This is a genomic window from Orenia metallireducens (assembly GCF_003001995.1).
Classification (GTDB): domain Bacteria; phylum Bacillota; class Halanaerobiia; order Halobacteroidales; family Halobacteroidaceae; genus Orenia; species Orenia metallireducens_B.
In genome coordinates this window covers 36,126-61,193 of the sequence record NZ_PVNB01000024.1, presented here as the reverse complement: position 1 = coordinate 61,193, position 25,068 = coordinate 36,126, and the positions used below count along the sequence as shown (strand labels likewise).

Below are 25,068 nucleotides of genomic sequence, written 5' to 3'. Positions count from 1 at the left end.
AAATGTGAATACACATTTAATAACAAAAGTTTGATTAGCTCTATATTACGCTTGGTCAAAACTTGCATTGTTTAGTTTTCAAAGACCAAATTTAGCGCCGCCTTTAGTAGCGACATTTAATATCTTATCAAATCTCATTTCAGTTGTCAATAACTTTTTAAAAGTTTTTTAGCGACAACGTCATTAATCATACCATTCTAAAAAATCTCTGTCAAGAAGTTTTTTATAAGACAAAAGACTTCTTAACAAGCGACAAGATATAGTATATCAAAAGCACTAAGTCTCGTCAAGAAAAAATTAAAATAAAAAAACATTTAATAGTACAAGTAATAATCTATCATCTTTGATTATAATTGTCAAGAAAAGATTAAACTCACCTTTTTCTTGCAAACAACAAATAATATGATAACACTTGTGCTTTCAGCTGTCAAGAATTTATTCTATAATAATTCAAACCTTTTATCAACTAATCTTTTGATATAAAAAGATTATACTTATCTTAGAAGAATAGTCCTTTATCTTTTTAAAATCATAGCTTGATATAAGACAATTCAATTCCTCTTTAGTAAAGGCTTTAGCACAATCTGTGGGTGTCCTTTCAGTTTTTCTTCTTACTTCCAATAAAAAATAACCCCTCTGCTTTAAAATATCATACACATTTTTAATATATTTCAACTTATCACTATCTTCTTTAATTATATTCAAGACATAATTGGATACAACTAAATCAACATTCAGTCTATGAGATATCAATCGACTTTCATCAATTATATATGGCAGTTTATCAGCACCTATTAAAGAATTAACCTTTTTGATCTGCTTTGCTGTATCACAAGCATAGACTTCAAAACCTTTTTTGAGTAGATAAATGGTATTTCTCAACTTCCCAGCTCCATAATCAAGAACCTTTAGAACTTGATTGTTTTTGAAAAACGGGACCAAATTAACTATGCTTTTACATGGTTGAGACATCATTAGAATTCTCCTTTAAATAATAATTTATCAATTATTATCCCCCAAAAAAGAAATAAAAGTCAGAAGAACTCTTATTTTTTAAATTATTCAAACAATCATTTAAATTCATTTATTAAACACAGTAAGGCTACTTTGTAAAATATATTAAAGCGATGGTCTATATTATCCCTGACCATCGCCCTCTTCTTAAAATATTATTCAATTTAGAATTCATCATGTTCATGGTGATGATGATGAACTTCATCTGAATCATCAGTTTCAATTCCTAAGTAATTATTGATAGCTTTCTTTAAAGCATCAGCAGCTAAGTTAGAACAGTGCATCTTAGCAGGTGGCAGACCATCTAAAGCCTCAGCCACAGCTTTATTAGTCAATTCAAGGGCTTCTTCTACAGTCTTACCTACAGCTAATTCAGTAGCCATACTACTTGTAGCAATTGCTGCACCACAGCCAAAAGTCTTGAATTTAACATCAGTAATTATATTATCTTCTACCTTAATAAACATCTTCATAATATCTCCACATTTTGCATTCCCTACTGTACCCACACCATTTGCATCAGGAATCTCTCCTACATTTCTTGGGTTTTGGAAATGTTCCATAACCTTATCTGAATACATCTATAACACCCCTTTTTAAGTTTAAATTTGAGTTTGAGTTTAAAAAGGGCTTTAATAAAGCTTGTGTTTAAACTCAAACTTGATATTATCCATTATAAATAGGCGACATCGCTCTTAAATCAGTTACTACCTTTGGTAACACATCTAAAATTCTATCCACATCTTCTTCAGTATTATAATTTCCTAAAGTCAACCTTAATGAACCATGAGCTACTTCATGAGTTAATCCCATTGCTAATAATACATGAGAGGGATCTAATGAACCTGAAGTACAAGCTGAACCACTAGAAGCTGCAATCCCTTCTAAATCTAACTTCATTAGAATTGATTCACCTTCAATATAGCGAATACTGAAATTCACATTACCTGGTAGTCTTTCAGTTCTATGTCCATTTAATTTTACATAGTCAACCTGCTCTTCAATACCTGAAATCAATCTATCTCTTAAAGCTATTAGTTTAGCAGACTTTTCATCCATAGCATTTAGAGCTATTTCACAGGCCTTACCTAAACCAACTATTCCTGGAACATTCTCAGTAGTGGCTCTACGATTTCTCTCTTGAGCACCACCATGTAAGTACTTAGCAACTTTAGTTCCTTTTCGAATATATAAAGCCCCTATCCCTTTAGGAGCATTAAATTTATGCCCTGATAGTGATAAAAGATCTACATTTAATTGATTAACATCAACTGGAATACTTCCAACTGCTTGTACCGCATCTGTATGGAAGGTTACTCCAGCTTCTTTAGCAATTTCACCAATCTTTACAATTGGTTGAATTGTTCCTACCTCATTATTTGCCATCATAATAGTAATTAAGATTGTATCTTCCTTAATAGCATCCTTTACATCTGCAGGATTGACCATTCCATCTTCATCTACTGGCAAATAAGTTACTTCAAATCCCTTTTTCTTCTCTAAGTACTGACAAGTATGTAAAACTGCATGATGTTCTATAGAAGATGTAATAATATGTTTCCCTTTCTTTTCTAAAGCTTCGGCTACTCCTTTAATTGCATAATTATCAGCTTCTGTTCCTCCACTGGTGAAAACAATCTCTCTAGAATCATCAGCACCAATTAACTTAGCTACACTATCCCTAGCTTCAGTAATAGCATTTCTAGCTTCCCTTCCAAAAGAATGAAAACTAGATGCATTTCCAAATACATCAGTAAAATAAGGTTTCATTACTTCTAAAACCTCAGGAGCAGTTGGAGTTGTTGCTCCATTATCCATATATACTCTCTTCACTTTTTTCTTCCTCCTTTGTCATTATAAGTTATTAAAATATATCTGTTAGATCATTTATTAAGTACAGCCAAAGTTCGACTATTATATATGATACATGTAACCATGCCTATTACCTTTTTGCTGAGCATTAATTGCTTCTTGTCTCAAATCTTCTAAAGTAATTGAATCAAGCACTTCATCAATACTATCCTTTACCTTCTTCCATATCATCTTTACAACACAGTCAGGGCTATTTCCACATTCATCCTTTAGTTCATCAGAAACACAGTCAGCAGGAGCAATTGGACCTTCTAAAGATCTAATAATATCACCAATAGTTATCTCTTGAGGATCTTTAGCCAATAAATAGCCTCCATGTGCTCCACGAACACTATTTACTATGCCTGCTTTTCTTAAAACAGCAATCAACTGTTCTAAATAATGTTCAGATATATCCTGCCTTTCTGCAATACTTCTTAAAGGAATAGGACCATCACCTTGATGTAAGACCAAATCAAACATTGCTCTTACTCCATAACGCCCTTTTGTAGACAGTTTCATATAAGAGCCTCCCTTAATCCCGAGTTTTCTTCTTGGTATTGTAAATTAATCATACCACACAACTTGGTTTTTGTCAATTTAACATACAAAAATAATTGACAAAAATCTCGTCTGCTCCATTTATCATTATTAGCATTCCCTAGTATTAATATGTGTTTTATAGATTAAATCAGTATCATATTTATCAATTATATAAAATTTATCTACATTAAATTAAGCATTAATTTTACCCCTCTTTCTAGAAGATAGGTTCATTAATTTTAAGGAAAACCCCATAATAGGACCTATAGCCAAAGCACTCAAAACAGTTCCAATACCTACTGGACCTCCTAATATATATCCAATAATTAAAATAAAGATTTCAATGCTAGTTCTAATCCAACTGATATCGACCTTTAATTTTTTATCCAATGCTACCATCAAACTATCTCTAGGACCAGTTCCACATTCTGCAGAGATATAAACCCCCACTCCAAAACCAAATACTATTAACCCTAAGAATAAGTAGATATATCTAAAGATTAAACTAGCAGGATCAGGTAATAATAACATTATCCCATCTATTACGAAACCAACTAAGACTATATTAATCACTGTTCCCCAAGTTGGCTTAATTCTAGCCATCAGGAAACTGAGTATTATAATTACAAAACCAGTTATTTGACTTGCCCAACCTACAGTTATATTAAAATAATTAGTCAAACCGATATGAAATACATTCCACGGTGACACCCCTAAGTCAGCCTTAATGGTGAAGACTATACCGACACTTACAATAATTAAACCTAGCACAAATTGTAGCCAATCATGTATTGATTTCATTATCTAAATTTCTCTCCCTTTTCTTCAAAGCTAGCTTCTCCCCTAGTTGCATCTGTTATTCTCTTCTTAAAAGCAGCAATATAACTTGGTTTCATAACTGCTATCACTTCCACTCCATCATTCATATAATTGATAGTTTGAACCTCACCTTCATGCCCTTCTAAATCATTAATAACTTCTCCCATCCTATCATAAGAGATTGAAATCGCCAGCTCTACATACCTTATCTTCTCTACAATACCAGCCTCTCTAATAGCCTCTCTGGCTGAACCACCATAGGCTCTAATCAATCCTCCTACTCCATGCTTTACTCCCCCAAAATAACGGGTAACCACTAGTGCAACATTGGTCACCTCTTCCCCTTCAATCGCTTGTAAAGCAGGGGGTCCAGAAGAACCTGCAGGCTCTCCATCATCACTACACCTTTTGCTCGCTCTATCTCCTATCCCAACTTTAAAAGCATAAACATTATGCCTAGCATCAGCAAACTCTTCATTAATCTCTTCAATAAACTCTTCGGCTTCTTTGACAGTATTAACATTCTTAACTGAGGTAATAAACTTACATTTCTTTATTTTAGCTTCTACCCTAAGATTTCTCTTAATAGTCTTGTAACTATCTGACATATTACCGCTTCCTTTCAAGCTCTTTTAAATATTATATCTATTTTAATTTTTAGTAACAAGAGTTATTGGTTAATCTAAATTTTCTAAAAATTCTTTTATCTTCTTTTCATAACCATTTGTAGTGGCTTGATAAAATTTACTCCCTAGCAATTCATCAGGTAAATACTGCTGTTTTACATAATTATTAGCATAGGAATGGGGATATTTATAACCTTTCCCATGACCTAAGTTCTTAGCTCCATCATAATGGGCGTCCTTTAAATGGGCTGGTACCCCTGAAGTAGGTTGAGATTTAACTATCTCCAAAGCTTTATCAATAGCTACAAGCGCAGCATTACTTTTTGGTGCACTAGCTATATATATAACAGCCTGAGCCAAAGGTATTCTAGCTTCTGGCATACCTACATACTCTAAAGCCTGAGCTGCCGAAACTGCCACCATCAAAGCATGGGGATTAGCATTTCCAATATCTTCAGCAGCATGTACAATCATTCTCCGCACAATAAATCTTGGATCTTCACCTGCCTCAATCATCTGTGCCAACCAATAGATTGCAGCATCAGGATCAGAGCCCCGTAGACTCTTAACAAAAGCTGAAATAATATCATAATGGTTATCCCCAGACTTATCATATCTAATTGCTTTCTGTTGAATACTCTCTTCTGCCACCTCTAAACTTATTCTTCTAAGACCATTATCTTCTGGAGTAGTCAACACAGCTAATTCCAAAGCATTTAAAGCTCTTCTAGCATCTCCATTAGCAACCATTGCTAGATGGTCTAAAGCCTCTTCGCTTATTTCAACTTCATATCCTCCTAATCCTCGTTCCCTATCTGCCAGTGCTCTAGTTAAAACTTTAATCAAATCCTTCTTATCTAGTTCTCTCAACTTAAATATTCTGGAACGGGATATCAGTGGTGAATTGACCTCAAAATAAGGGTTCTCCGTTGTTGCACCAATTAAGATAACAGTCCCATCTTCAACTGCTGGTAATAAAGCATCCTGTTGGCTCTTATTAAAGCGATGTATCTCATCAACAAAGAGTACTGTTCTCTTATTATACATCCCTCTTCTTCCTTCAGCCCGCTTAATCACCTCTCGTAAATCCTTCACCCCAGAAGTAACTGCATTTAACTTCTCAAACTCTGCCTCAGTACTATTTGCAATAATCTGAGCCAATGTGGTCTTACCTGTCCCTGGTGGTCCATAAAAGATAGCAGATTGTAAGCGGTCGACTTGAATTGCTCTTCGTAATAACTTACCTTCACCTATGATATCCTCTTGTCCAACAAACTCATCTAAATTACGTGGTCTCATTCTAACTGCCAATGGTTTATCTTGACCATCACCTTGGTAGTTTTGACTAAATAAATCCATCATTACACCCCATTTTATTTTAAAATTTATAGCTTATAATTAGTTTTAATCTTATATGGATATATAACTCTAAAGTGAAACCTATAGTATTTTTACTCTCTTGATTTTTACTTGTCACTCATCACTCGTTACTGTCATCTAAATTTACTATAATTTTAATTTCATTCTAAAGTTGGATGACTATATTATATCATAAAAATAGCGTCGGAATATTCCGACGCTATCAAATAATCTATTTTTCTGTTAACAACTTATTAATCATTGCTTATTATTCAGAAAGAAATCTCTCTAAAGCATAAGCCACTCCATCTTCCAAGTTGGTCTTAGTAACAAAATCCGCCTGATTCTTTACCCCCTCAGGAGAGTTAGCCATCGCTATAGACAATCCAGCTATCTCAAACATAGCCACATCATTAAATTGATTTCCAATAGCAATTACCTCTTCAGAATCGATGTTCATCTTATCCATCATATATTTAAGAGCATTACCTTTTGAAACCTCTAAATCCATTACCTCAACATACTCTTCATCAGACTGAGTAATATATAGTTTATCCTCATACCTCTCAGCCAATAAAGCAAAAAGTTCTGACATCTTCTTAGGATCACCAGAGAATAGAATTTTTGTCGGTGCTTCTTTCAGCTTATGCTTTTCTTCAATAATAGCCTTTATTCCTTCTAAATCATTATGTACTTGAGCTATTGATTCTCGATTGGTAATTACCTTATCACCAAAATATAAGCTTATTCCATGAGAATTATTATAACCATATTCCAATATCTCTTCAGCCAAATCCAACTGAATCTGCTTATTATGATAAATATTATCAGTTAAAGGGCACTTAACTATTGAGCCATTAGATGTAACTAACGGTAAATATACTTCTAGTTCCTTAGTATAAGGATACAAAGATTGATAAGGTCTACCACTGGCTAAAATAAAATTAACACCTTGATCAGCAAACTTCTTAATAGTCTCTCTATTCTTATTAGAAACCTTATGCTCATCATTGAGTAAGGTTCCATCCATATCTACAGCTACTAACTTATACTTCACATTATCACCTCTTATTTAGTAATATCCAATTTGTATACTTCTTTATCCTTGATCAAAATCCTCTTATGAAACAATAATTTTATAAATAACTTTTAAACCAGATCATCTACAAAACTTAATTTTTTTAATAACAGATCAGCTCTCTACTTTCACTTATTATCTTATTCATCTTAATATCATATTCATCAACTACCACCTTATTAATAATCTGAAAATCAAAACAGATAGCTACTCTATTGATAGTTAAATCCTGAGTTAATAATCTATCATAATATCCCCCACCATACCCTAAACGATTACCCTTTCTATCAAAAGCAAGACCTGGACAGATAACTAGATCAGCATTAGAGAAATTAACTGGTCTTCTATATTCCTGCTTAGGCTCTAGAATTCCATAAGTACCTTCTGTCAACTCCTGATCATAATCCTTTAATTCTGATAACTCAAGTTTATTCTCCTTTATATTTGTAATTGGAACAATAACTCTCTTCCCTAAATCAAGAGCCTCTTTGATCATTGCTTCAGTTCTAACTTCATTCTTAAAAGATACAAAAAAGATTATACTCTGAGCAGCTTTGAACTTAGCTGAATCAAATAATTTGGACTTAATCTCATTGCTCTTAGCTATTATATCTTTTTGACTAAGTTTCCTTCTTAGACTTAACATCTCTTGGCGTTGCTCTTTTTTAGCTTCTATCATATGGAATCCCCTTTACTTTTTGGTCTTTATTATAAGGGAGACTATAGTTAATTGCAAGGATTAATAATTTGTGATAGTTAAATTTTAATATAGGTGATGATGGTTAATGGGTATATTGCAACACTTTTCACTTTAAAAAGTTAGTAAAATTATTAAAACATTTTTCGGGAAAGCTTATCAGCTTTTTTCCCGAGTGACTTTTACCATTGCCACAAAAGTCACCAAAAGGTCTAGAAAAAAATTTAACTCACTCAGCAATTAAAATAATGAACATTATCACTTATTAGACTCTCTAAATTAAAATTTTATAATACTCTAAATCCTAGCTCAATTTTTGCTTCGTTCAAACAGAAATTTTTTTCGAATTAAAAACCTTAAAATCTGTTTAATTATCAATTGTACACTGTTAATTGTAAATGCAAAAGTGTCGCAATATCTATATATTATCTCATTATTGCTTCTACTATATAAAAAATATATAAACTACTCTTTATCAACTTAATAGTTTTATCTTATTGCAAAAAATAAAAAAATCTAGCATTTCAGCTAGATAAAAAATTGTCCCGCAGTGCCGTACTAGATTTTGTATTTTGCTCTTGGCTTCAAAGTGGGTGCCCTCCCATCTGCTTTGTACTTCCTCTCTAGTTGGAGGCTTGTACGCCCCAGATGAAGTCCAGGCTCCCTTATAATATAGTGTTGGGCAAAATATTAATCCGATCTCGCACACCGCAGGACATTTATATTAAGTTTTTGTATGTCGTTCTTTTATGCCTTTCCTTAACTCTATTAAGATAATAACATACTTTAATATTTATCGCAAGTGAAATTGCTTGATAATTTATGGAAAATTTATTTTTAACCTTACGTTAACTTATAGTTAAGCAGAACAACCTCCAATAAATACAACTTAGTCTATCTCTATCTGTTCTTCTACCTCTATACCAAGCTCTTCTAATTGAGCTTCTGCTACCATTGATGGTGCTTCTGTCAATAGGCAGGTAGCCCTTTGAGTTTTAGGGAATGGGATCACATCACGAATAGTCTCTAATCCCCCAAGTAACATTACCAATCTATCAAGTCCAAAAGCAATTCCTCCATGTGGTGGAGCACCATATTGGAAGGCCTCTAATAAGAAACCAAACTTCTCTTCAATCTCTTCTTCATCCATATTCAATAGATTAAAGATTTTAGACTGTAATTTACTATTATTAATCCTGATACTTCCTCCACCAATCTCAATACCATTTAATACCAAGTCGTAGGCTTGAGAAAGCACCTTACCAGCATTGTCCTTATCTAATAAGTCGATATCCTCTTCTTTAGGCATAGTGAATGGATGATGTAAAGCAACATACCTCTTAGCTTCTTCATCCCACTCTAATAATGGGAAGTCAGTTATCCAGACAAAGTTAAACTCATCTTGGTCAATTAGACCCAAATCTTTTCCAATCTTCAATCTTAAGTTACCCAAAGAAGCTGCTACCACCTTTGGAGTATCTGCTACAAATAACAATAAGTCCCCTGTCTCAGCCCCCATAGCATCTAGCATACTATTCAATTCATTCTCAGCCAAAAACTTAGCTATTGGAGATTGTACTCCATCCTCTTTGATCTTCATCCAAGCAAGACCTTTAGCACCATAAATTCCAGCAAAGTCAGTTAATTCATCGATATCCTTACGAGAAAAATCAACTCCACCTTTGACATTGATACCTTTAACCTGTCCACCTTTAGCAATGGTACCACTAAAGACTTTAAACTCTGCATCCTTAACTGCATCAGATACATCGATTAATTCTAAACCAAAGCGGATATCTGGTCTATCACTTCCAAAACGATCCATAGCTTCATGGTAGCTCATGTGCGGAAATTCCGTTGGAGCCTCAAATCCAGCAATTTTAAATACCTCTTGAATCATACCTTCAATTAAGTCCATAATCTCTTCTTGGCTCATAAATGACATCTCTATATCGATTTGAGTAAATTCTGGTTGACGGTCTGCTCTTAAATCTTCGTCTCTAAAGCAGCGAACTATCTGATAATATCTCTCTAAACCTGATACCATCAATAACTGCTTAAATAGCTGTGGAGATTGAGGTAAAGCAAAAAACTGACCTTTGTTGACACGACTTGGTACCAAGAAGTCTCTTGCACCCTCTGGAGTACTCTTAGTCAACATTGGTGTCTCAATATCTAAAAAGTCCTTATTATCTAAATAATTTCTAACAGCTTGCTTGACCTTATGGCGTAAGATGATATTATCTTGCATCGGCTTTCTTCTTAAATCTAAATATCTATACTTTAATCGCATCTCCTCACTAGAGTTGATATCATCCTCAACTTGAATTGGAGGAGTCTGAGCTCTATCTAAGATATGTAATTCTTCAGCATAAATCTCAATTGCTCCAGTTGCTAAATCTTCATTAACCATCCCTTCAGGTCTAGCAATAACCTCTCCCTTAATAGCTATAACAAACTCTTTTCTCAACTCATCAGCAATTTCAAACATCTCTTCAGATACTTCTGGACTGAATACTACCTGTACCAACCCAAATCTGTCCCTTAAATCTATAAAGATTACTCCTCCATGGTCTCTTCTACGGTTAACCCACCCCATTAGAGTTATCTTTTCTCCTACATGCTCTCTTCTCACATCACCACAATAGCAGCTTCTCTTTAATCCTTTCATCTTTCAATTACCTCCCAATTAGTCTATACGCTTTGTCATCTCTTCAACTAGATTCTCTAATTTAATCTCTACCTGTTCCCCAGATTTCATATTTCTAATAGTAGCTACACCCTTATCCAACTCATCTTCACCTAGGATAATACTATAATTAGCATTATTTCTATCGGCAGTCTTCATTTGACTCTTGACACTTCTACCTAAATAATCCATCTCTACCTTTAAATCAGCTTTACGCAGCTTAGCTAAATACTTAAAAGCTTCCTCCTCTGCCCTCTCACCGATAGTTGTAATAAATAAATCTATACTATCATCTATTGGTAGCTCAATGCCTTGCTCTTCTATAGTTAGCAAGATTCTCTCCATTCCCATGGCAAATCCTATACCTGGGATATCCTTACCACCAACCTCTTGGGCTAATCCATCATAGCGACCTCCACCAAAGATAGTATCTTGAGCACCCAACCCTTTATAAATTACTTCAAAGGCTGTTTTAGTATAATAATCTAGCCCTCTTACTAAATTAGCATCAAGGATATAATCGATCCCTAATAAATCCAGATGCTTCTTAACATTAGCAAAATGTGTTTCACACTCTTCACATAACTCTTCATAAATCTTAGGTGCTGTTGACATAAACTCTTTATCTCTATCTGCTTTACAGTCTAGGATACGTAAAGGATTTCTCTCATAACGGTCTTGACAGTCAGAGCATAAATCTTCAAGATATGGTTTAAAGTATTCCATCAACTTCTCTCTATATACCTTCCGACACTTAGGACAGCCAACACTATTTAAGTGTAGCTCTAAATCCTTTAAACCTAACTCTTCTAATAAGTGAATACCTAAAGAGATAATTTCAGCATCTATTGCTGGATTATCTGCCCCTAAGACCTCTGCTCCTAATTGATGAAACTCTCTATAACGACCAGCTTGTGGTCTTTCATATCTGAACATTGAACCTATGTAAAAATACTTAGTTGGTTGAGCTTGTCCATAAATCTTATTCTCTAAAAAAGCTCTGACTACAGAAGCCGTTCCCTCTGGACGTAAAGTGATACTTCTACCACCCTTATCTTCAAAGGTATACATCTCCTTCTCTACAATATCAGTAGTCTCTCCAATTCCCCTTTGAAACAATGCAGTCTCTTCAAAGATTGGTGTTCTAATCTCTTTATAGTTATAACTGCTGAATATCTTCTTTGTTAAATTTTCTAGATACTGCCACTTGACTGTATCTTCAGGGAATATATCCTTAGTTCCCCTTGGGGCTGTAATACCCATTCTATCCCTCCTAAAATATTGAAAACAGTACATAAAATTTAGTAGTAGGGGCGTAATAAATTACGCCCCTACTTAAAAGTTACTCTGCACTCTCTTCTTTAGTTTCTTCTTTTTTTGACTCTTCTCTTTCTTGTTTTGCTGCTTCTTGCTGCTTACTTTGAATCTCTTTTACCTTATCCATCTGAGCTTTGGCTTTATCCTCAAGACCCATTTGGCTATAGATATTTGCTAATCTATATTGAGCCATGAGATCATCACCAGCTAGCTTGGAGAAAGTTTCATACTCTTCAAGTGCTTTTTCATTATTATCTTGCTTTCTATAAGCATCACCTAATGATAAGTGTAACTCAGCATTATCTTCATTATTAGACAATCCAGTTTGATAAACTTCAATAGCTTTATCAAATTTCTCATCCTTTGTATATAAATCAGCTAAGCTCACATAGAAATCAACTTGTTCAGGATAATTTTCAATTGCCTCTTGATAAGTTGAAATTGCCTCTTCTTGATTTCCATTCATCTGGTAAATTTGAGCTAAATTGTGATATAGATAGTATGCTCCTTGATTATTGGCAATAGCAGCTTTATAGTTATTAATTGCTGTTTCAAGATTACCATTTCTTGCTGCATCAAAGGCCTTAATCTCTTTGTCTTCAATTACAATCTTAGCATTATCTCTAACTTCTTCTAACCAGTTATTAACGGCTTCCTTCTCTTTTTGAGCTACTAATTTTTCTTTTATTTCTTCTTTCTTCTCTTCAAACTCTTTACCAGTAGCTTCTTTCTTATCAGTTACCTTAATAATATGATAACCAAACTCTGTCTTAACTAAATCACTAATCTCTCCAACTTCCATGGAGAATGCAGCTTCTTCAAAAGGCTTAACCATTCTACCACGAGTGAAAGAACCTAAATTTCCACCTCTAGAAGAAGATGGACCTTCTGAATACTCTTTAGCTAATTTAGCAAAATCTTCCCCAGATTTAGCTTTTGCTAATACTTCTTCAGCCTTAGCTTTTGCTTCTGCATCTTCTTTATCATCAGTCTTAATTAAGATATGGCTTGCAGTAACCTCTTCATATTGCTTTGCAATCTCTTGATCAGTTACCTCTATATTATCCTTTACTGAATCTAACATTGCTTCAATTCTCTTTTGAGTAGCCATATTCTCTCTAATAGTATTCTTTACATCTTCAATTGTTTGTCCATTCTTCTTAATAATCTCTTCAAACTCTTCTTTAGAAGAAGCATAATAATCGATCACCTGATCTAATTGAGCTTGAACATCCTCATCAGTAATCTCTGGCTTAATATCATTCTTCTTAGCTTCTTGAAGAATTAACTTTTGATTAATTATATTGTCCAAGATATTAGCCTTTAACCCTACAACTTGATTTGGAGCAATCTGATTTTGGTATTGGCGTAAATAACCTTGTAATTGATAAGCATATTCTTGATATGGTATCTCTTCACCATTTACAGTTGCTACAGCTTTATCGAACCTTTGAGCATAAGCCTCTTGTTGAGCCCCACTTTTTGTTCCTGGAGTATTCAAATAAACCAATGCACCTGTTGCAACAAAGGCAACTACTACTACATAAATTATAGCTTTTGTATGCTTTCTTAATAAATCCATCATAATTCTATTTTCCTCCCTCTATATATTTAATTAAAAGCTTTACCATAAGGTGAGTTCTTAGTTTCAGAGTGACTTTGAAACTTATCCATAACCACAGTATCTCTTTAGAACTTACTTAATAGAAGTGAGCACTTTAGAGGCACTAGGTATCGGATAAACTGTAGCCTATAGCTTATAGCTCATAGCCTTAAATTCTTATAGATAGGCTAATAATAAAAACCTTAAAATCAGACAACTAAGTTATATTGTAACGTATCAAAGTTAAGATGTCAATTTCAGCTATTTTGATAAAGAAGATAATTCAACCTTAAGAAGATGTTTGTGGTATAACTAGACAGAACTAGCACCTACTTAGTGTAAAATTTCTTTAATTTACTTATTTTTTCAATCGCTCTTTCTTCAATCTCACTACTATATTGTTCAGGAAATTTAGGGTTATATAACCTCTCTAAAGACCAGTCCTTAGGATTAACCAATTTAGTTATTGCTCCTCCCCCAAGTCCAATTACCGTCTCTCGCTCTTCCATCATGATAATATTATAAATAGATTCCTCTCCAGACCTAGCATATCCCACATTCTCTAAATTACCTAAAATATGCTTCTGCCTATACATATAATAAGGTATTAATCCTAATTTTTCTGCTAGCTCTTCTGTTAGCTGTATCATCTTCTCTACTTCTCTAGCAGAAGATAAATCGTTATCAGCTAGATTCTTTTTTAAGCGAGAAGCACGTTTAATTGCTAAGGTATGTACAGTGAAACTATCAGGCTTAAGCTTCTCAATCTCATCTAAGGTGTGCTCAACATCAGATAGATCTTCATTAGGAAGCCCAATAATAATATCCATATTGATATTTTTAAAACCAATCTCTCTAGCTTCATTAAAAGCTTCTATTACCTCTTCAACACTATGGCGACGTCCAATCTCATCTAAAGTTACTTGATTCATAGTTTGGGGATTGATACTTATTCTTTCTACCCCATAATCTTTTAAAAGTTTTAGCTTAGCTCTATTAATAGTATCAGCTCTACCTGCCTCAACTGTAAACTCTCTTAATTTAGGGTGTACAAAGTATATCTTCAATAAACTTAGTAACTTATCTAACTCTTCAGCAGATAAGACAGTTGGAGTTCCTCCTCCAAGATAAAGAGTATCTACCTCTAATCCTAGCCCATTGACTACTTTCCCCACCTCTTCTATCTCATAGTAGAGAGCTTTTAGAAAATCAGGCATATACCTTTGATTACTCTTGATAGGGTAAGAAGCAAAGGAACAATAATTACATCTAGTTGGACAGAAGGGGATTCCTACATAGATATTTACTTTATTCTTAGCCTTCTCTTGATTAGGAAGATAGTTGCGTTCTAGCTTAATCACATCTAGTAGTAACTTTCTTTTTTCCTTAGCAACACCATAGATATCTTCCAAGTAATTATCGATTGTTGGGTAATCAAATCCTCTATCCAATAAATAATGCCCAATCTTAGTTGGGCGTACCCCGATTAAAATCCCCCAAGGGCTCATCTTCTGCTTTAAATATTTAGTTAATAATCTATAAAGGCTTAATTTAAGCCGCTCTTTAACCCTCTTGGTAAAATCCTCTTCACTATAGATATCAGATAAAATCTCCTTATCCTTGATATTATCCTTTAAGAAGCTCCCATCTTGCAAATAGCTATTAACCTCAATTCCCTCAGAAGTATCCAATTCACCAATAACTGTTACTCCCTCTACTACTTCTTCTGTATGATAAAAATCTACTTCTGGCAACAATACCTCTAATGTACTTTTAACTGATTGATAATATTTTGGTCCTATATCTAGGTTTACTTTCATAGTAAAAATCCTCTCTAGTATAAATTAGCTACTAGCTGATAGCTAATAGCCAATAGCAATTTATTACTATATATATGAGTTTTCACTTCTAGCACGATTTAAAGTACTCTCTGGGCCATGACCAGGGCATATCTTTAAGTCTTCTTCAAAATCTAATATTTTAGCTATAGAGTCTCTTAAAGCAGAGTAAGAACCCATTGGAAAGTCGGTTCTACCAACTCCTCTAGCAAAGATGGTATCCCCTGTAAATAAGGTATCATCCAACTTTAAACAGATACTACCTGGTGTATGACCTGGAGTATGAATTACCGAAAAGACTAAACTACCACACTCTATCTCTTCACCATCTGCTAACAATCTATCAGCCTTAGGGCACTCCAACTGCTGACCCATCTCACCTATAAAAAAGGATAGGTTCAACTCAGAGTTCTGTAAAAACTCAGCATCATCCTGATGAATCAACAACTCAGCACCAGTTTCCTCCAATAATTGAGGATTAGCAGCAATATGATCATTATGTCCATGGGTATTGATCACATATTTGACCTTTAAATCATTGTCATCAATCACCTTTAAAATATCTTGAGCTTGTGAACCAGGGTCTATCACTACCGCTTCTTTACTACCTTCATCAGCAACAACATAACAATTAACACTCAATGCTCCTACAGATAATCTCTTAATAAACATCTCCCTACTCGTTCCTCCTTAAAATCAAAAATCTTTCTTACTATCTAATAGAATAGTAACAGGACCATCATTAATTAAAGTAACCTTCATATGGGTTTTAAATTCACCAGTCTCTACCTTCAACCCACAGTTTTTTATATAAGAAAGGAATTCTTCATAAAGCTTCTCTGCCTCTTTTGGTGAGGCCGCTAAATCAAAACTAGGTCTTCTCCCCTTACGACAATCACCATATAAAGTGAATTGAGAAACAACCAACAGCTCTGCACCTATATCTAAAGCAGATAGATTCATCCTGCCATCTTGGTCAGAGAAGATTCTTAAGTTAACTATCTTATCTACTAGATAGTTAATATCATCTATATCATCATCTTCTCCTATTCCCAAGAGAATAAGTAAACCTTTCTTGATCTCTCCTACCTTCTTAGCTTCAACCTCAACATCACTAGAAATTACCCGCTGTAAGATTACTCTCATTTATCATCCTCCTTATAGTCAAGCAGGATTTGCCCGTTGTACATTCAATACTCCATCAATATCTTCTAATTTACGAATAATATCCTTCATATGCTCTAAGCTACTTATCTCTAAAGAGAGGTTAATATAGGCTAGCAGATTCTTAGTAGTACGGGCATTAATTGATGTTATATTCACTTTAGCTTCTGAAATGACAGTAGTTACATCATTTAATAGTGATTGCTTATTCCAAGCTTCAATCTTCAACTCAACCTCATAAGAAGTCTGCTGGTCTACATACCACTCTACATCTACAATTCTCTCTTCTTCAGTCTCCTCTAAATTCTTAAGGTTAGGGCAATCTCCTCTATGAACCGATACTCCACGACCTCGAGTAATATAACCAACTATATCATCACCAGGAACTGGATTACAGCATTTAGAGATTCTAACTAAGAGACCATCCATCCCTTTAACTTTAATCCCTTTGTTCTGTCGCTTTCTTTTGATAATTCTCTTCTTTCTTAATTTATCAAGTTCATATTCTGGACAGTCCTTCTTTTCTGGTGGAATTAGTCTCTTAACCACCTGAGAGACTGAGAACTTATTATAGCCAATCCCTGCATAAAGACCTTCAACATTAGCAACCCCTAACTTCTTAGCTATCTCTTCAAGCTTTTTAGTCTTCTCTGCTTCTTTTAAGGTAAAGTTCTCTTTCTTCAATTTTGATTCTAGCATCTCTTTGCCCTTAATACTTGCCTCTTCTTTGCGTTGCTCCTTAAACCAATGCTTAATCTTGCTTTTAGCTCGAGAGGTCTTAACAAAATTAAGCCAATCACGGCTAGGACCACTATTATTAGAGGTCAATATCTCTACAATATCACCATTTTTCAAGCGATATTCTAGAGGAATAATCTTCCCATTAACCTTAGCCCCAACACAAGTATGACCTATATCAGTATGAATATTATATGCAAAATCTACAGGACTAGCCCCATAAGGAAGAGAAACTACATCACCTTTAGGGGTAAAGACAAAGACCTCATCTTCAAAAAGATCTATCTTCAAGTTCTCCATAAACTCTTTGGCATCATTTAAATCCTTCTGCCATTCTAATAATTGGCGTAACCAAGAGATCTTTCTTTCAAAATCTTCATCCTTCTTATTACCTTCCTTATAACGCCAGTGGGCAGCGATACCATATTCAGCAGTACGGTGCATCTCCCAAGTTCTAATTTGGATCTCCAAAGGCTCCCCTTTAGGACCAATTACTGTTGTATGAAGGGATTGATACATATTAGATTTTGGCATTGCTACATAATCCTTAATTCTACCTGGCATTGGATTCCACAACTCATGGATAATCCCTAAGACCTGATAGCATTCCTTAACAGAAGTAACTATTACCCGTAAAGCAGTCAAATCATATATCTCTTTAAACTCTTTTCCATACTTAATCATCTTCTGATAGATACTGTACAGATGCTTTGGTCTACCATAAAGGTCGGCTTCAATATCTACCTCTTCTAGCTTGCCATTTAAAGTAGATATAACATTTTCGATATAAGCTTCCCTCTCTGCTCTATTTTTAGCTACTTTTTTGGCCAATTCATAATAATGATCTGGCTCTAGATATCTAAAGCTTAAATCTTCTAGCTCCCATTTTACATGGGAGATTCCTAATCTATGAGCTAAAGGAGCATAAATTTCCAGGGTTTCAGTAGCTTTTATAATCTGCTTCTCTTGGGGTAGATACTTTAATGTTCTCATATTATGGAGTCGATCAGCTAATTTAATTAAGATTACTCTAATATCCTTAGCCATAGCCAAGAACATCTTGCGCAAGCTCTCAGCTTGATGCTCTTCACGAGATTTAAAATCTATCTTACTTAGCTTTGTCACACCATTAACTAGCAACTCTACCTCTGGACCAAACTCTTCTCTTAATTCTTCTGCTGTTACTTCAGTGTCTTCAACTACATCATGTAAGATAGCAGCAGTAATCGAAATTACGTCCAGCTCCAATTCTGCCATTATTTTAGCTACCTGTAAAGGATGACTAACAAAAGGTTCACCAGAAACTCTATATTGACCTTCATGGGCATCTTTAGCAAAGTAATAGGCCTTCTTAACTAGCTCGATATTCGGATTTTCAGTATAACTGCTTATTTTTGCTAATAATTGCTCTAAAGCCATAACTTATTGCTCCTTTATCAAAAGATTAAATGTCCCTATTTATTCATCAATAATTAAAGAAAAGACCTCATAATCTCCTATCTTCTCTCTACCATCTAAAAATCCTAATTCCATTAAAAATGCAATTTCAACAACTTCTCCACCTAACTGTTCAACTAAGTCTACAGTTGCCTTGACAGTTCCACCAGTAGCTAATAAATCATCAACGATTAAAATTTTAGCACCTTGCTCAATAGCATCTTTATGTATCTCAATTATATTACTTCCATACTCTAAATCATATTCAGTCTTAACTACATCACCAGGTAATTTACCTTCTTTTCTAACTGGTACAAACCCTTTGTCTAATTTTAATGCTAGAGGAGCACCGATTAAAAACCCTCGTGCTTCTATCCCTAAGACTAAATCAATATCTTTATCTTCATATCGCTTAGCGATTCTATTAATAGCTTCTTTATAAGCGGCTGGATCTTTTAATAAGGTAGTAATATCCTTAAAAGCGATACCCTCCTTAGGAAAATCTGGAATAGTTCTTATCTTATCTGCTAAATTCAACTTTCTTCTCCCCTTTCACTTTTATAAAACTTTTTGGATAAATTGGTTTATTGATTAAATTTAATAATTTATCTGGTGATTCTTCTAAAGCAAACTTTTTAAATTCCATAAAAGCCTGCTTATCCTCAATACCTTCATTATATCTTATTGAACTGCTTAAGTCTAGTTTTACCTCTGGTTTAGGATGTAGCTGAATTATCCTGCCACCCTCTTGAATTCTAGTTAAAAGCTTTAATTCCTCTAAAATTCCTAAACCTGCAGAAACAGTACTTGCTTGTACCGACTTCTTTATCTTCTGATTTATCTCATCTGCCAATTCTTGATTAGTCGCAAAGACCTCTCTATCTTTAGTCTGCAATTTATTTAAAGCAATATATAATTGAGCCAAAACTTCTCTGTCAGGAGCCATAATATCTAAGATAAATTCATTGATTCTAGCATCCTGCTGTCCATATAAAAGATGAATATATGACTCTTTACCATCACGTCCAGCTCTTCCACTCTGTTGGTTAAACTCAGTACGGTTGAAGTTCAAATGGTATAAGATAATATGCCTAATATCAGGAATATCTATCCCTTCACCAAAGGCACTAGTAGAGATAACAATCTGTAGCTCACCATCTCTAAACTTCTCCTCTACCAAAACCCTCTCTTGATTGGTCAATCCAGCATTATAAAAGACAATCTGCTGCGCTAAGAAAGGATTAGCCTCCCTTAACCTACTAGCTATTTCGATACTCTTTTCTCGACTATTGACATAAACAATTACTTTCTCACCTTTAACAATTATATCGTCAATGTAAGAATCTTTATCAACAGCATTTCTGTTGTCAATTAACTTTAGATTAGTACGAATATAGGGGTCAATTATCAAGTTATCTATCTTTAAAGCATTGACTATCTCTTTAGCAACCTGATCATTAGCAGTGGCTGTTACTGCTAAAACCAAAGGATTTTCTAATTCTGCTAAAAGTTCAGGTATCCTCTTATAGGTGGGTCTGAACTGATTAGATGCTAAACCGATATGATGGCTTTCATCAACAACAAAGAAACCTATTCTATCTCTAATATTCCTAAACCTATCTAAATTATATTCAATAAATTCTGGAGTAGTGAGTAGAACATCAACTTGATTACTATTTAAAGCTTGATTTAACTCTTCTCTTTCCTTGATAGTCAATGAACCATTCCCTTTATAGACCCTAAGCCCTAAAGGCGCTAACTTCTCCTGTAATGAGCTATATTGATCATTAACCAGAGCCCTTAGAGGATAGATGATTATTGTCATCAGATTAGATTTGATAGCTTGAAAAGCCGAAAAGCTCTGAAAGACTGCTGATTTACCCCTTCCAGTTCCAAAGATAGCTAAGGTATTATTTCCTTTAAATAGACTATCAAGGGCTTCTGCTTGTTTTTCTCTAAAACTATACTCCCCAATTAATGATTTTCTAATCTCTTCTAAAATTTCAGTTTCAGATTTGGTAGCAAGTTGAGCCCGATATAATCTCAGCTTAGAATCCTCTTGCTTATCTAAATAATCTCTGTCCCTCTCTATAAAGAGATTGACACCTAGGCTTCTGCCATCATCTCCTCCTGTTATGTCAGAAGCAATGGCTTTATATTCCACCCCATTATCTAGATAAGGTGCTAAATGCTTAGCCAACTCAGCTTTAAGAAAGCCAATCTGCTTTTTATTATCAGTCAATACCTTAATAGCATTAGAATCATACTTATTATCTGGCTCCCTTTCTAAAGTAAGTAGATCACCTTTGTTGACCTCCTCTTTGATTATCTCTTGGCGACCTTCAAAGGTAACACCAACTACTTTAGTATAGAAGGAATCACTAGCTCCAATCCCTCGATAAAAATCATCTGCTAATATCTCTTTACTTTTGGCAAATAATTGATCTACAAAAGATAGCTCTGGAAATTTAATATCCTTGATAGTCAAGCTGACAGTCTCTTCTCCACCAAAATCATTGATATCCATAGTAAATGCCAAAGAGATATCTTCATTTTCTACCAGAAGATTTCTTCTTAAATCTGCCATTCTCCAGCCAATAGCCTCTACACTCCTACCACTTTGAGCAAAATTAATCTTAATATGGCTCTCTTCTTTACCAAAAAGATGAAAGCTATCAACAGCTAACTCCTTTAAAGCAAACTTAGGACGAGGATTTGCACAGCCATAAGGCTCTAATTTGGCTAATTGATAGACCAAATCCTTTGAAACCTCTTCTATACTAATAACTTGTTCCACTTTCAACCGATCTATTAAATCTTCCTCTGTTAAGACCTGATCTGCATACTCATTGATCATCCTTCTTAATTTTGGAATATCTTCTGGCTGTAAAGAGCAGCCTGCTGCCTCCTTATGCCCACCAAAGCCTTCAAAGCACTCTTCACAATACTTAAAGGCTTCATAAAGATGAAAGTTACGAATACTTCTAGCTGAACCCAAGACTCTACCATCTTCAGCATAGGTCAATAAGACCACTGGTCGATAATACTTCTCTTGAATCTTGGAAGCTGCATTACCAATAACTCCAGGGTGACCTTGGGTTAAAGGAATTACCAATACCTTCTCTTGCTTTAAATCAATCTCTTTGGCAATATACTCCTCAGCCTGTGCCAAGATTTCAGTAGTAATCTCCTGGCGATCAGCATTCATTTCCCTTAGATGTGAGGCCAAATCATCAGCCACCACTATATCAGGCTCTGTAAAGATCTGCACACCTAAATAGGCTTGTCCCAAACGTCCAGTAGCATTGATACAAGGTGCTAGATAGTAGCCTATTCCTCCAGCACTAATGTCCTTCTCTTTATAACCGACCTTACTCTTTAAGATTCCTAAATTAAAATCTCCTCTACCAGCAAAGCCATTAATCCGCTTTAGACCATAATAGACTATTATTCTATTCTCCCCAATAAGGGGCACAATATCAGCAATAGTACCAACTGCTACTATACTAATATACTCCATTAAGTAATTAGGATCTGTTAAATTTTTTAATCTAGCCAATAGGGCATGAACCAATTTAAAGCTTACTCCTACCCCAGCTAGCTTTTTAAAGGGATATTGGCAATCTTCTTGCTTGGGATTAAGTATAGCTACAGCTTCAGGTATCACTTCTGGTACTGTATGATGATCAGTAATAATCACATCAATTCCTAGCTTATTGGCTAGTTCAACCTCTTTGACTGCTGAAATCCCACAGTCTACAGTTATAATTAATTCAGCACCTTTGTTAGCTAAAATCTTAATAGCCTCTTGATTTAACCCATAGCCTTCTTTAAGCCGATTTGGTATATAATAATCAACATCAGCTCCAAGTTTCCTTAATACTGTCATTAATAAAGATGTACTAGTAATACCATCAGCATCATAGTCTCCATAAATAAATATCTTTTCTTGATTTTTAAGAGCCTCTTCTACTCTATTAAAAGCTAAGTCCATATCCTTCATCAGAAAAGGATCATGTAAATCCTCTAAGCTAAAATCTAAAAACTCCTCGATCTCTTGAGGAGTTTTTAAACCTCTATTGGCCAAAATCCTTGCTATGACTGGATCTATATTCAAACTTGCAGCTAATTTATCAACATCACCTTGATCTATTTCTTGGAATATCCACTTTTTTTCTTGATTTAGCATGATTCTCCCCCATTTTTGCAGATTATAATCGGCAACACTGATATACATTCTTCATAAAAGTCTGTTTTCCTTCTTAAAGATTTATGTAATTTTTATTTTGAGTACTATTGATAGTTTAATAATTTCTCTAAACTCTAAATATTCTATGTAAATAAATAACTTTGAAGTGAAACTTACTGGGGAAATTGCGACACTTTAATTTCAGTGTCAGTGTTGGTTGTCAGTGGGAGTAAAAACCTTAATGACAACCTACTGACACTGACACTCACACTGACACAAAGGTGTCGTACTATCTATATATAACGACATATTTAAATTTCACTCTAAAGTTGGATGACTATAATATATTATATCAAAATCTCCCTGATCGCAAAATAGAGATGACCAACCAGATTCCTAGCACTGCAGCAATTAAATAGCCTGATATTCCTACAACGGGAAAACCTAAAAACTCTGGTCCCTTATCTGCTAACATAATTAAGGAAGAACCAACAATCAAAGAGGCAATGATTAAAGAGATCGATAAGCGATTACTTACAATATCCAATTTAGAGATTAAGGGTTTAATCCCTACATGGTGAAATTTTATCTCTAATTGATCCTCTTGCATTAGATTAAATATATTATGTAACTCTTCAGGTAAATCTATTATGTAATTACTAATCTCCTGTAACCGCTCTAAAGTATCTGCCATTAATCGCTTAGGACTTAGTCTCTTTTTAATAATCTCATAAGCAAAGGGTTTAGCTACAGTTAGGATATCAAATTTAGGTTCTATTTTTGATACTACCCCTTCAACTGTAATTAAGGCTTTGACCAATAGGATGAACTCTATTGGTAGTCTTATCTTATATTTGAAGGTCAAATCCAAAAGCCTATTCATAACCACCGATAACTCTACCTCTTCTAAAGTTACACCATGATAATCCTCAATTAATCTAGCAAAATCTCTCTTTAAGGACCTCATATCTATCTCTTTAGTTACCATCCCTAAATTTAACAGCTCTTCAATTGCCTTATCTGTATCCTTTTTAATTAAGGCTATAAATAGATTAGCTACCCTCTCTCTATCAGCTTGAGTTAGCTGACCCACTAATCCAAAATCAATCCAAGACACCTTATAATCTCTAGTGATAATAAAGTTGCCAGGGTGGGGATCACCATGGAAGAGTCCATCGATCATAATCTGTTGCATAAAGGATTTACTGATTGCCTTAGCTAAAGTCTCAGTTTGAGAGTTATCTTTTAATTTATTAATATTATAGCCATCGATAAACTCCATAGTAAAGATTCTCTTAGTCGTTAAATCCCAAAAGACCTTAGGGATGATAATATCATCTTCATCAGCAAAATTCCTGCGAAATTTCCTTGTATTTCTACCTTCTATTCTATAATCAAGCTCCTGCTTGATCATATTAGAAAAGTTATTTACTATCTCCACCGGATCGATGAAATCATCACTAAAGACTCTATTCCTTAAAAGCCCCGCTAAATTAGTCATAATATCTAAATCAGTCTCTATAGTAGAGTGAATTCCCTTTCTTTGAACTTTAACTACAACCTCTTCTCCATCCTGTAAGATAGCCTTATGTACTTGTCCAATAGAAGCACTTGCCAAAGGAGTAGGAGAAAATTCACTAAAATATTGACTATAATCTCCATTTAACTCTCTATTTAACTGTTTAATTACATCCTCAAAATCCATAGGTGGAACCTGGTCTTGTAACTTCTCAAGCTCTTCTATATAGTTTCGAGAGATCAAATCAGGTCGAGTACTAAGCAGTTGCCCTAGCTTAATATAGGTAGGTCCCAACTCCTCTAATACCTTCCTCAGTCTAATTGCTCGGGAGTCTTGTTGTGGCTTACTTGGTTTTAACTTCTTAATCCTCTTACTTAAAGGCAAAAACTGGCGTAACTCCATTACTTCTATTAAATAGCCAAAACCATGTTTAATCAAAACCTCTACTATATCTCTATATCTTTTGATATTCCTATAATGCATTCCAAGATCTTTAAAGAGCATATATATCACCACCATTTAGTGTACAGTTGACAATTGACAGTTAAATTCAAACATATTCATACTTCTTTATAAATCGATAATTT

19 protein-coding genes and 1 other RNA gene are annotated in these 25,068 nt (G+C 34.4%); all 20 read right to left on the bottom strand.

Annotated features, from left to right (window positions below; genetic code table 11):
- Positions 1–462: 462 nt before the first annotated feature.
- Positions 463–972 (bottom strand): class I SAM-dependent methyltransferase, encoded by a 510-nt coding sequence (locus BX659_RS14590; protein WP_172431839.1) that lies wholly within the window; start codon positions 970–972, stop codon positions 463–465.
- A 206-nt stretch (positions 973–1,178) separates the two neighbouring features.
- Positions 1,179–1,595 (bottom strand): Fe-S cluster assembly scaffold protein NifU, encoded by a 417-nt coding sequence (nifU, locus tag BX659_RS14585; RefSeq protein ID WP_097017019.1) that lies wholly within the window; start codon positions 1,593–1,595, stop codon positions 1,179–1,181.
- A gap of 85 nt (positions 1,596–1,680) precedes the next feature.
- Entirely contained in the window at positions 1,681–2,847 is a 1,167-nt protein-coding gene (gene nifS, locus BX659_RS14580; RefSeq protein WP_216358755.1) for a cysteine desulfurase NifS, read from the bottom strand.
- Between the two features lie 81 nt (positions 2,848–2,928).
- Entirely contained in the window at positions 2,929–3,387 is a 459-nt protein-coding gene (locus tag BX659_RS14575; RefSeq protein WP_068718938.1) for an RrF2 family transcriptional regulator, read from the bottom strand.
- Positions 3,388–3,600: 213 nt separating this feature from the next.
- On the bottom strand, positions 3,601–4,209 hold the full coding sequence (locus tag BX659_RS14570) for a YczE/YyaS/YitT family protein (RefSeq protein ID WP_097017018.1): 609 nt from the start codon (positions 4,207–4,209) through the stop codon (positions 3,601–3,603).
- Positions 4,209–4,835, bottom strand: a complete 627-nt coding sequence (locus BX659_RS14565) for a YigZ family protein (protein ID WP_097017017.1) — start codon at positions 4,833–4,835, stop codon at positions 4,209–4,211. Before BX659_RS14565 ends, BX659_RS14570 begins: the two co-directional genes overlap by 1 nt.
- A gap of 69 nt (positions 4,836–4,904) precedes the next feature.
- Positions 4,905–6,212, bottom strand: coding sequence for an AAA family ATPase (locus BX659_RS14560; RefSeq protein ID WP_097017016.1), 1,308 nt, complete (start codon positions 6,210–6,212; stop codon positions 4,905–4,907).
- A 268-nt stretch (positions 6,213–6,480) separates the two neighbouring features.
- A complete protein-coding gene (locus BX659_RS14555) occupies positions 6,481–7,269 on the bottom strand; it encodes a Cof-type HAD-IIB family hydrolase (protein WP_097017015.1) in 789 nt (262 codons plus the stop codon).
- Positions 7,270–7,393: 124 nt separating this feature from the next.
- Complete coding sequence (locus BX659_RS14550) at positions 7,394–7,969, bottom strand: 5-formyltetrahydrofolate cyclo-ligase (protein WP_097017014.1); 576 nt, start codon at positions 7,967–7,969, stop codon at positions 7,394–7,396.
- A 556-nt stretch (positions 7,970–8,525) separates the two neighbouring features.
- Positions 8,526–8,707, bottom strand: a non-coding RNA gene (gene ssrS / locus BX659_RS14545) — 6S RNA.
- A gap of 169 nt (positions 8,708–8,876) precedes the next feature.
- On the bottom strand, positions 8,877–10,658 hold the full coding sequence (aspS, locus tag BX659_RS14540) for an aspartate--tRNA ligase (protein WP_097017013.1): 1,782 nt from the start codon (positions 10,656–10,658) through the stop codon (positions 8,877–8,879).
- Between the two features lie 18 nt (positions 10,659–10,676).
- On the bottom strand, positions 10,677–11,939 hold the full coding sequence (gene hisS, locus BX659_RS14535; RefSeq protein ID WP_097017012.1) for a histidine--tRNA ligase: 1,263 nt from the start codon (positions 11,937–11,939) through the stop codon (positions 10,677–10,679).
- 79 nt (positions 11,940–12,018) lie between these two features.
- Positions 12,019–13,578, bottom strand: coding sequence for a peptidylprolyl isomerase (locus tag BX659_RS14530; protein ID WP_097017011.1), 1,560 nt, complete (start codon positions 13,576–13,578; stop codon positions 12,019–12,021).
- 347 nt (positions 13,579–13,925) lie between these two features.
- A complete protein-coding gene (hemZ, locus tag BX659_RS14525; RefSeq protein ID WP_097017010.1) occupies positions 13,926–15,416 on the bottom strand; it encodes a coproporphyrinogen dehydrogenase HemZ in 1,491 nt (496 codons plus the stop codon).
- A 66-nt stretch (positions 15,417–15,482) separates the two neighbouring features.
- A complete protein-coding gene (locus BX659_RS14520; protein WP_097017009.1) occupies positions 15,483–16,106 on the bottom strand; it encodes an MBL fold metallo-hydrolase in 624 nt (207 codons plus the stop codon).
- A gap of 24 nt (positions 16,107–16,130) precedes the next feature.
- Positions 16,131–16,580, bottom strand: coding sequence for a D-aminoacyl-tRNA deacylase (gene dtd / locus BX659_RS14515; RefSeq protein WP_097017008.1), 450 nt, complete (start codon positions 16,578–16,580; stop codon positions 16,131–16,133).
- Positions 16,581–16,598: 18 nt separating this feature from the next.
- The gene (locus tag BX659_RS14510; RefSeq protein WP_097017007.1) at positions 16,599–18,755 is read right to left on the bottom strand and encodes a RelA/SpoT family protein; all 2,157 of its coding nucleotides are present in this window, start codon (positions 18,753–18,755) and stop codon (positions 16,599–16,601) included.
- A 39-nt stretch (positions 18,756–18,794) separates the two neighbouring features.
- Positions 18,795–19,310: an adenine phosphoribosyltransferase gene (locus BX659_RS14505; RefSeq protein WP_097017006.1), complete on the bottom strand. Its 516-nt coding sequence runs from the start codon at positions 19,308–19,310 to the stop codon at positions 18,795–18,797.
- Positions 19,294–22,962, bottom strand: a complete 3,669-nt coding sequence (recJ, locus tag BX659_RS14500; RefSeq protein WP_097017005.1) for a single-stranded-DNA-specific exonuclease RecJ — start codon at positions 22,960–22,962, stop codon at positions 19,294–19,296. The genes BX659_RS14505 and recJ overlap by 17 nt, the downstream gene beginning before the upstream one ends.
- Before the next feature lie 352 nt (positions 22,963–23,314).
- The gene (locus BX659_RS14495) at positions 23,315–24,985 is read right to left on the bottom strand and encodes an ABC1 kinase family protein (protein ID WP_097017004.1); all 1,671 of its coding nucleotides are present in this window, start codon (positions 24,983–24,985) and stop codon (positions 23,315–23,317) included.
- Between the last annotated feature and the right edge of the window lie 83 nt (positions 24,986–25,068).

Coding starts and splice junctions, on each gene's coding strand:
- hemZ (WP_097017010.1), bottom strand. CDS start 15,416: ATGAAAGTAAACCTAGATATAGGACCAAAATATTATCAATCAGTTAAA.
- aspS (WP_097017013.1), bottom strand. CDS start 10,658: ATGAAAGGATTAAAGAGAAGCTGCTATTGTGGTGATGTGAGAAGAGAG.
- BX659_RS14590 (WP_172431839.1), bottom strand. CDS start 972: ATGTCTCAACCATGTAAAAGCATAGTTAATTTGGTCCCGTTTTTCAAA.
- BX659_RS14575 (WP_068718938.1), bottom strand. CDS start 3,387: ATGAAACTGTCTACAAAAGGGCGTTATGGAGTAAGAGCAATGTTTGAT.
- hisS (WP_097017012.1), bottom strand. CDS start 11,939: ATGGGTATTACAGCCCCAAGGGGAACTAAGGATATATTCCCTGAAGAT.
- dtd (WP_097017008.1), bottom strand. CDS start 16,580: ATGAGAGTAATCTTACAGCGGGTAATTTCTAGTGATGTTGAGGTTGAA.
- BX659_RS14565 (WP_097017017.1), bottom strand. CDS start 4,835: ATGTCAGATAGTTACAAGACTATTAAGAGAAATCTTAGGGTAGAAGCT.
- BX659_RS14530 (WP_097017011.1), bottom strand. CDS start 13,578: ATGATGGATTTATTAAGAAAGCATACAAAAGCTATAATTTATGTAGTA.
- BX659_RS14495 (WP_097017004.1), bottom strand. CDS start 24,985: ATGCTCTTTAAAGATCTTGGAATGCATTATAGGAATATCAAAAGATAT.
- BX659_RS14570 (WP_097017018.1), bottom strand. CDS start 4,209: ATGAAATCAATACATGATTGGCTACAATTTGTGCTAGGTTTAATTATT.
- recJ (WP_097017005.1), bottom strand. CDS start 22,962: ATGCTAAATCAAGAAAAAAAGTGGATATTCCAAGAAATAGATCAAGGT.
- nifU (WP_097017019.1), bottom strand. CDS start 1,595: ATGTATTCAGATAAGGTTATGGAACATTTCCAAAACCCAAGAAATGTA.
- BX659_RS14550 (WP_097017014.1), bottom strand. CDS start 7,969: ATGATAGAAGCTAAAAAAGAGCAACGCCAAGAGATGTTAAGTCTAAGA.
- BX659_RS14560 (WP_097017016.1), bottom strand. CDS start 6,212: ATGGATTTATTTAGTCAAAACTACCAAGGTGATGGTCAAGATAAACCA.
- BX659_RS14520 (WP_097017009.1), bottom strand. CDS start 16,106: ATGTTTATTAAGAGATTATCTGTAGGAGCATTGAGTGTTAATTGTTAT.
- BX659_RS14510 (WP_097017007.1), bottom strand. CDS start 18,755: ATGGCTTTAGAGCAATTATTAGCAAAAATAAGCAGTTATACTGAAAAT.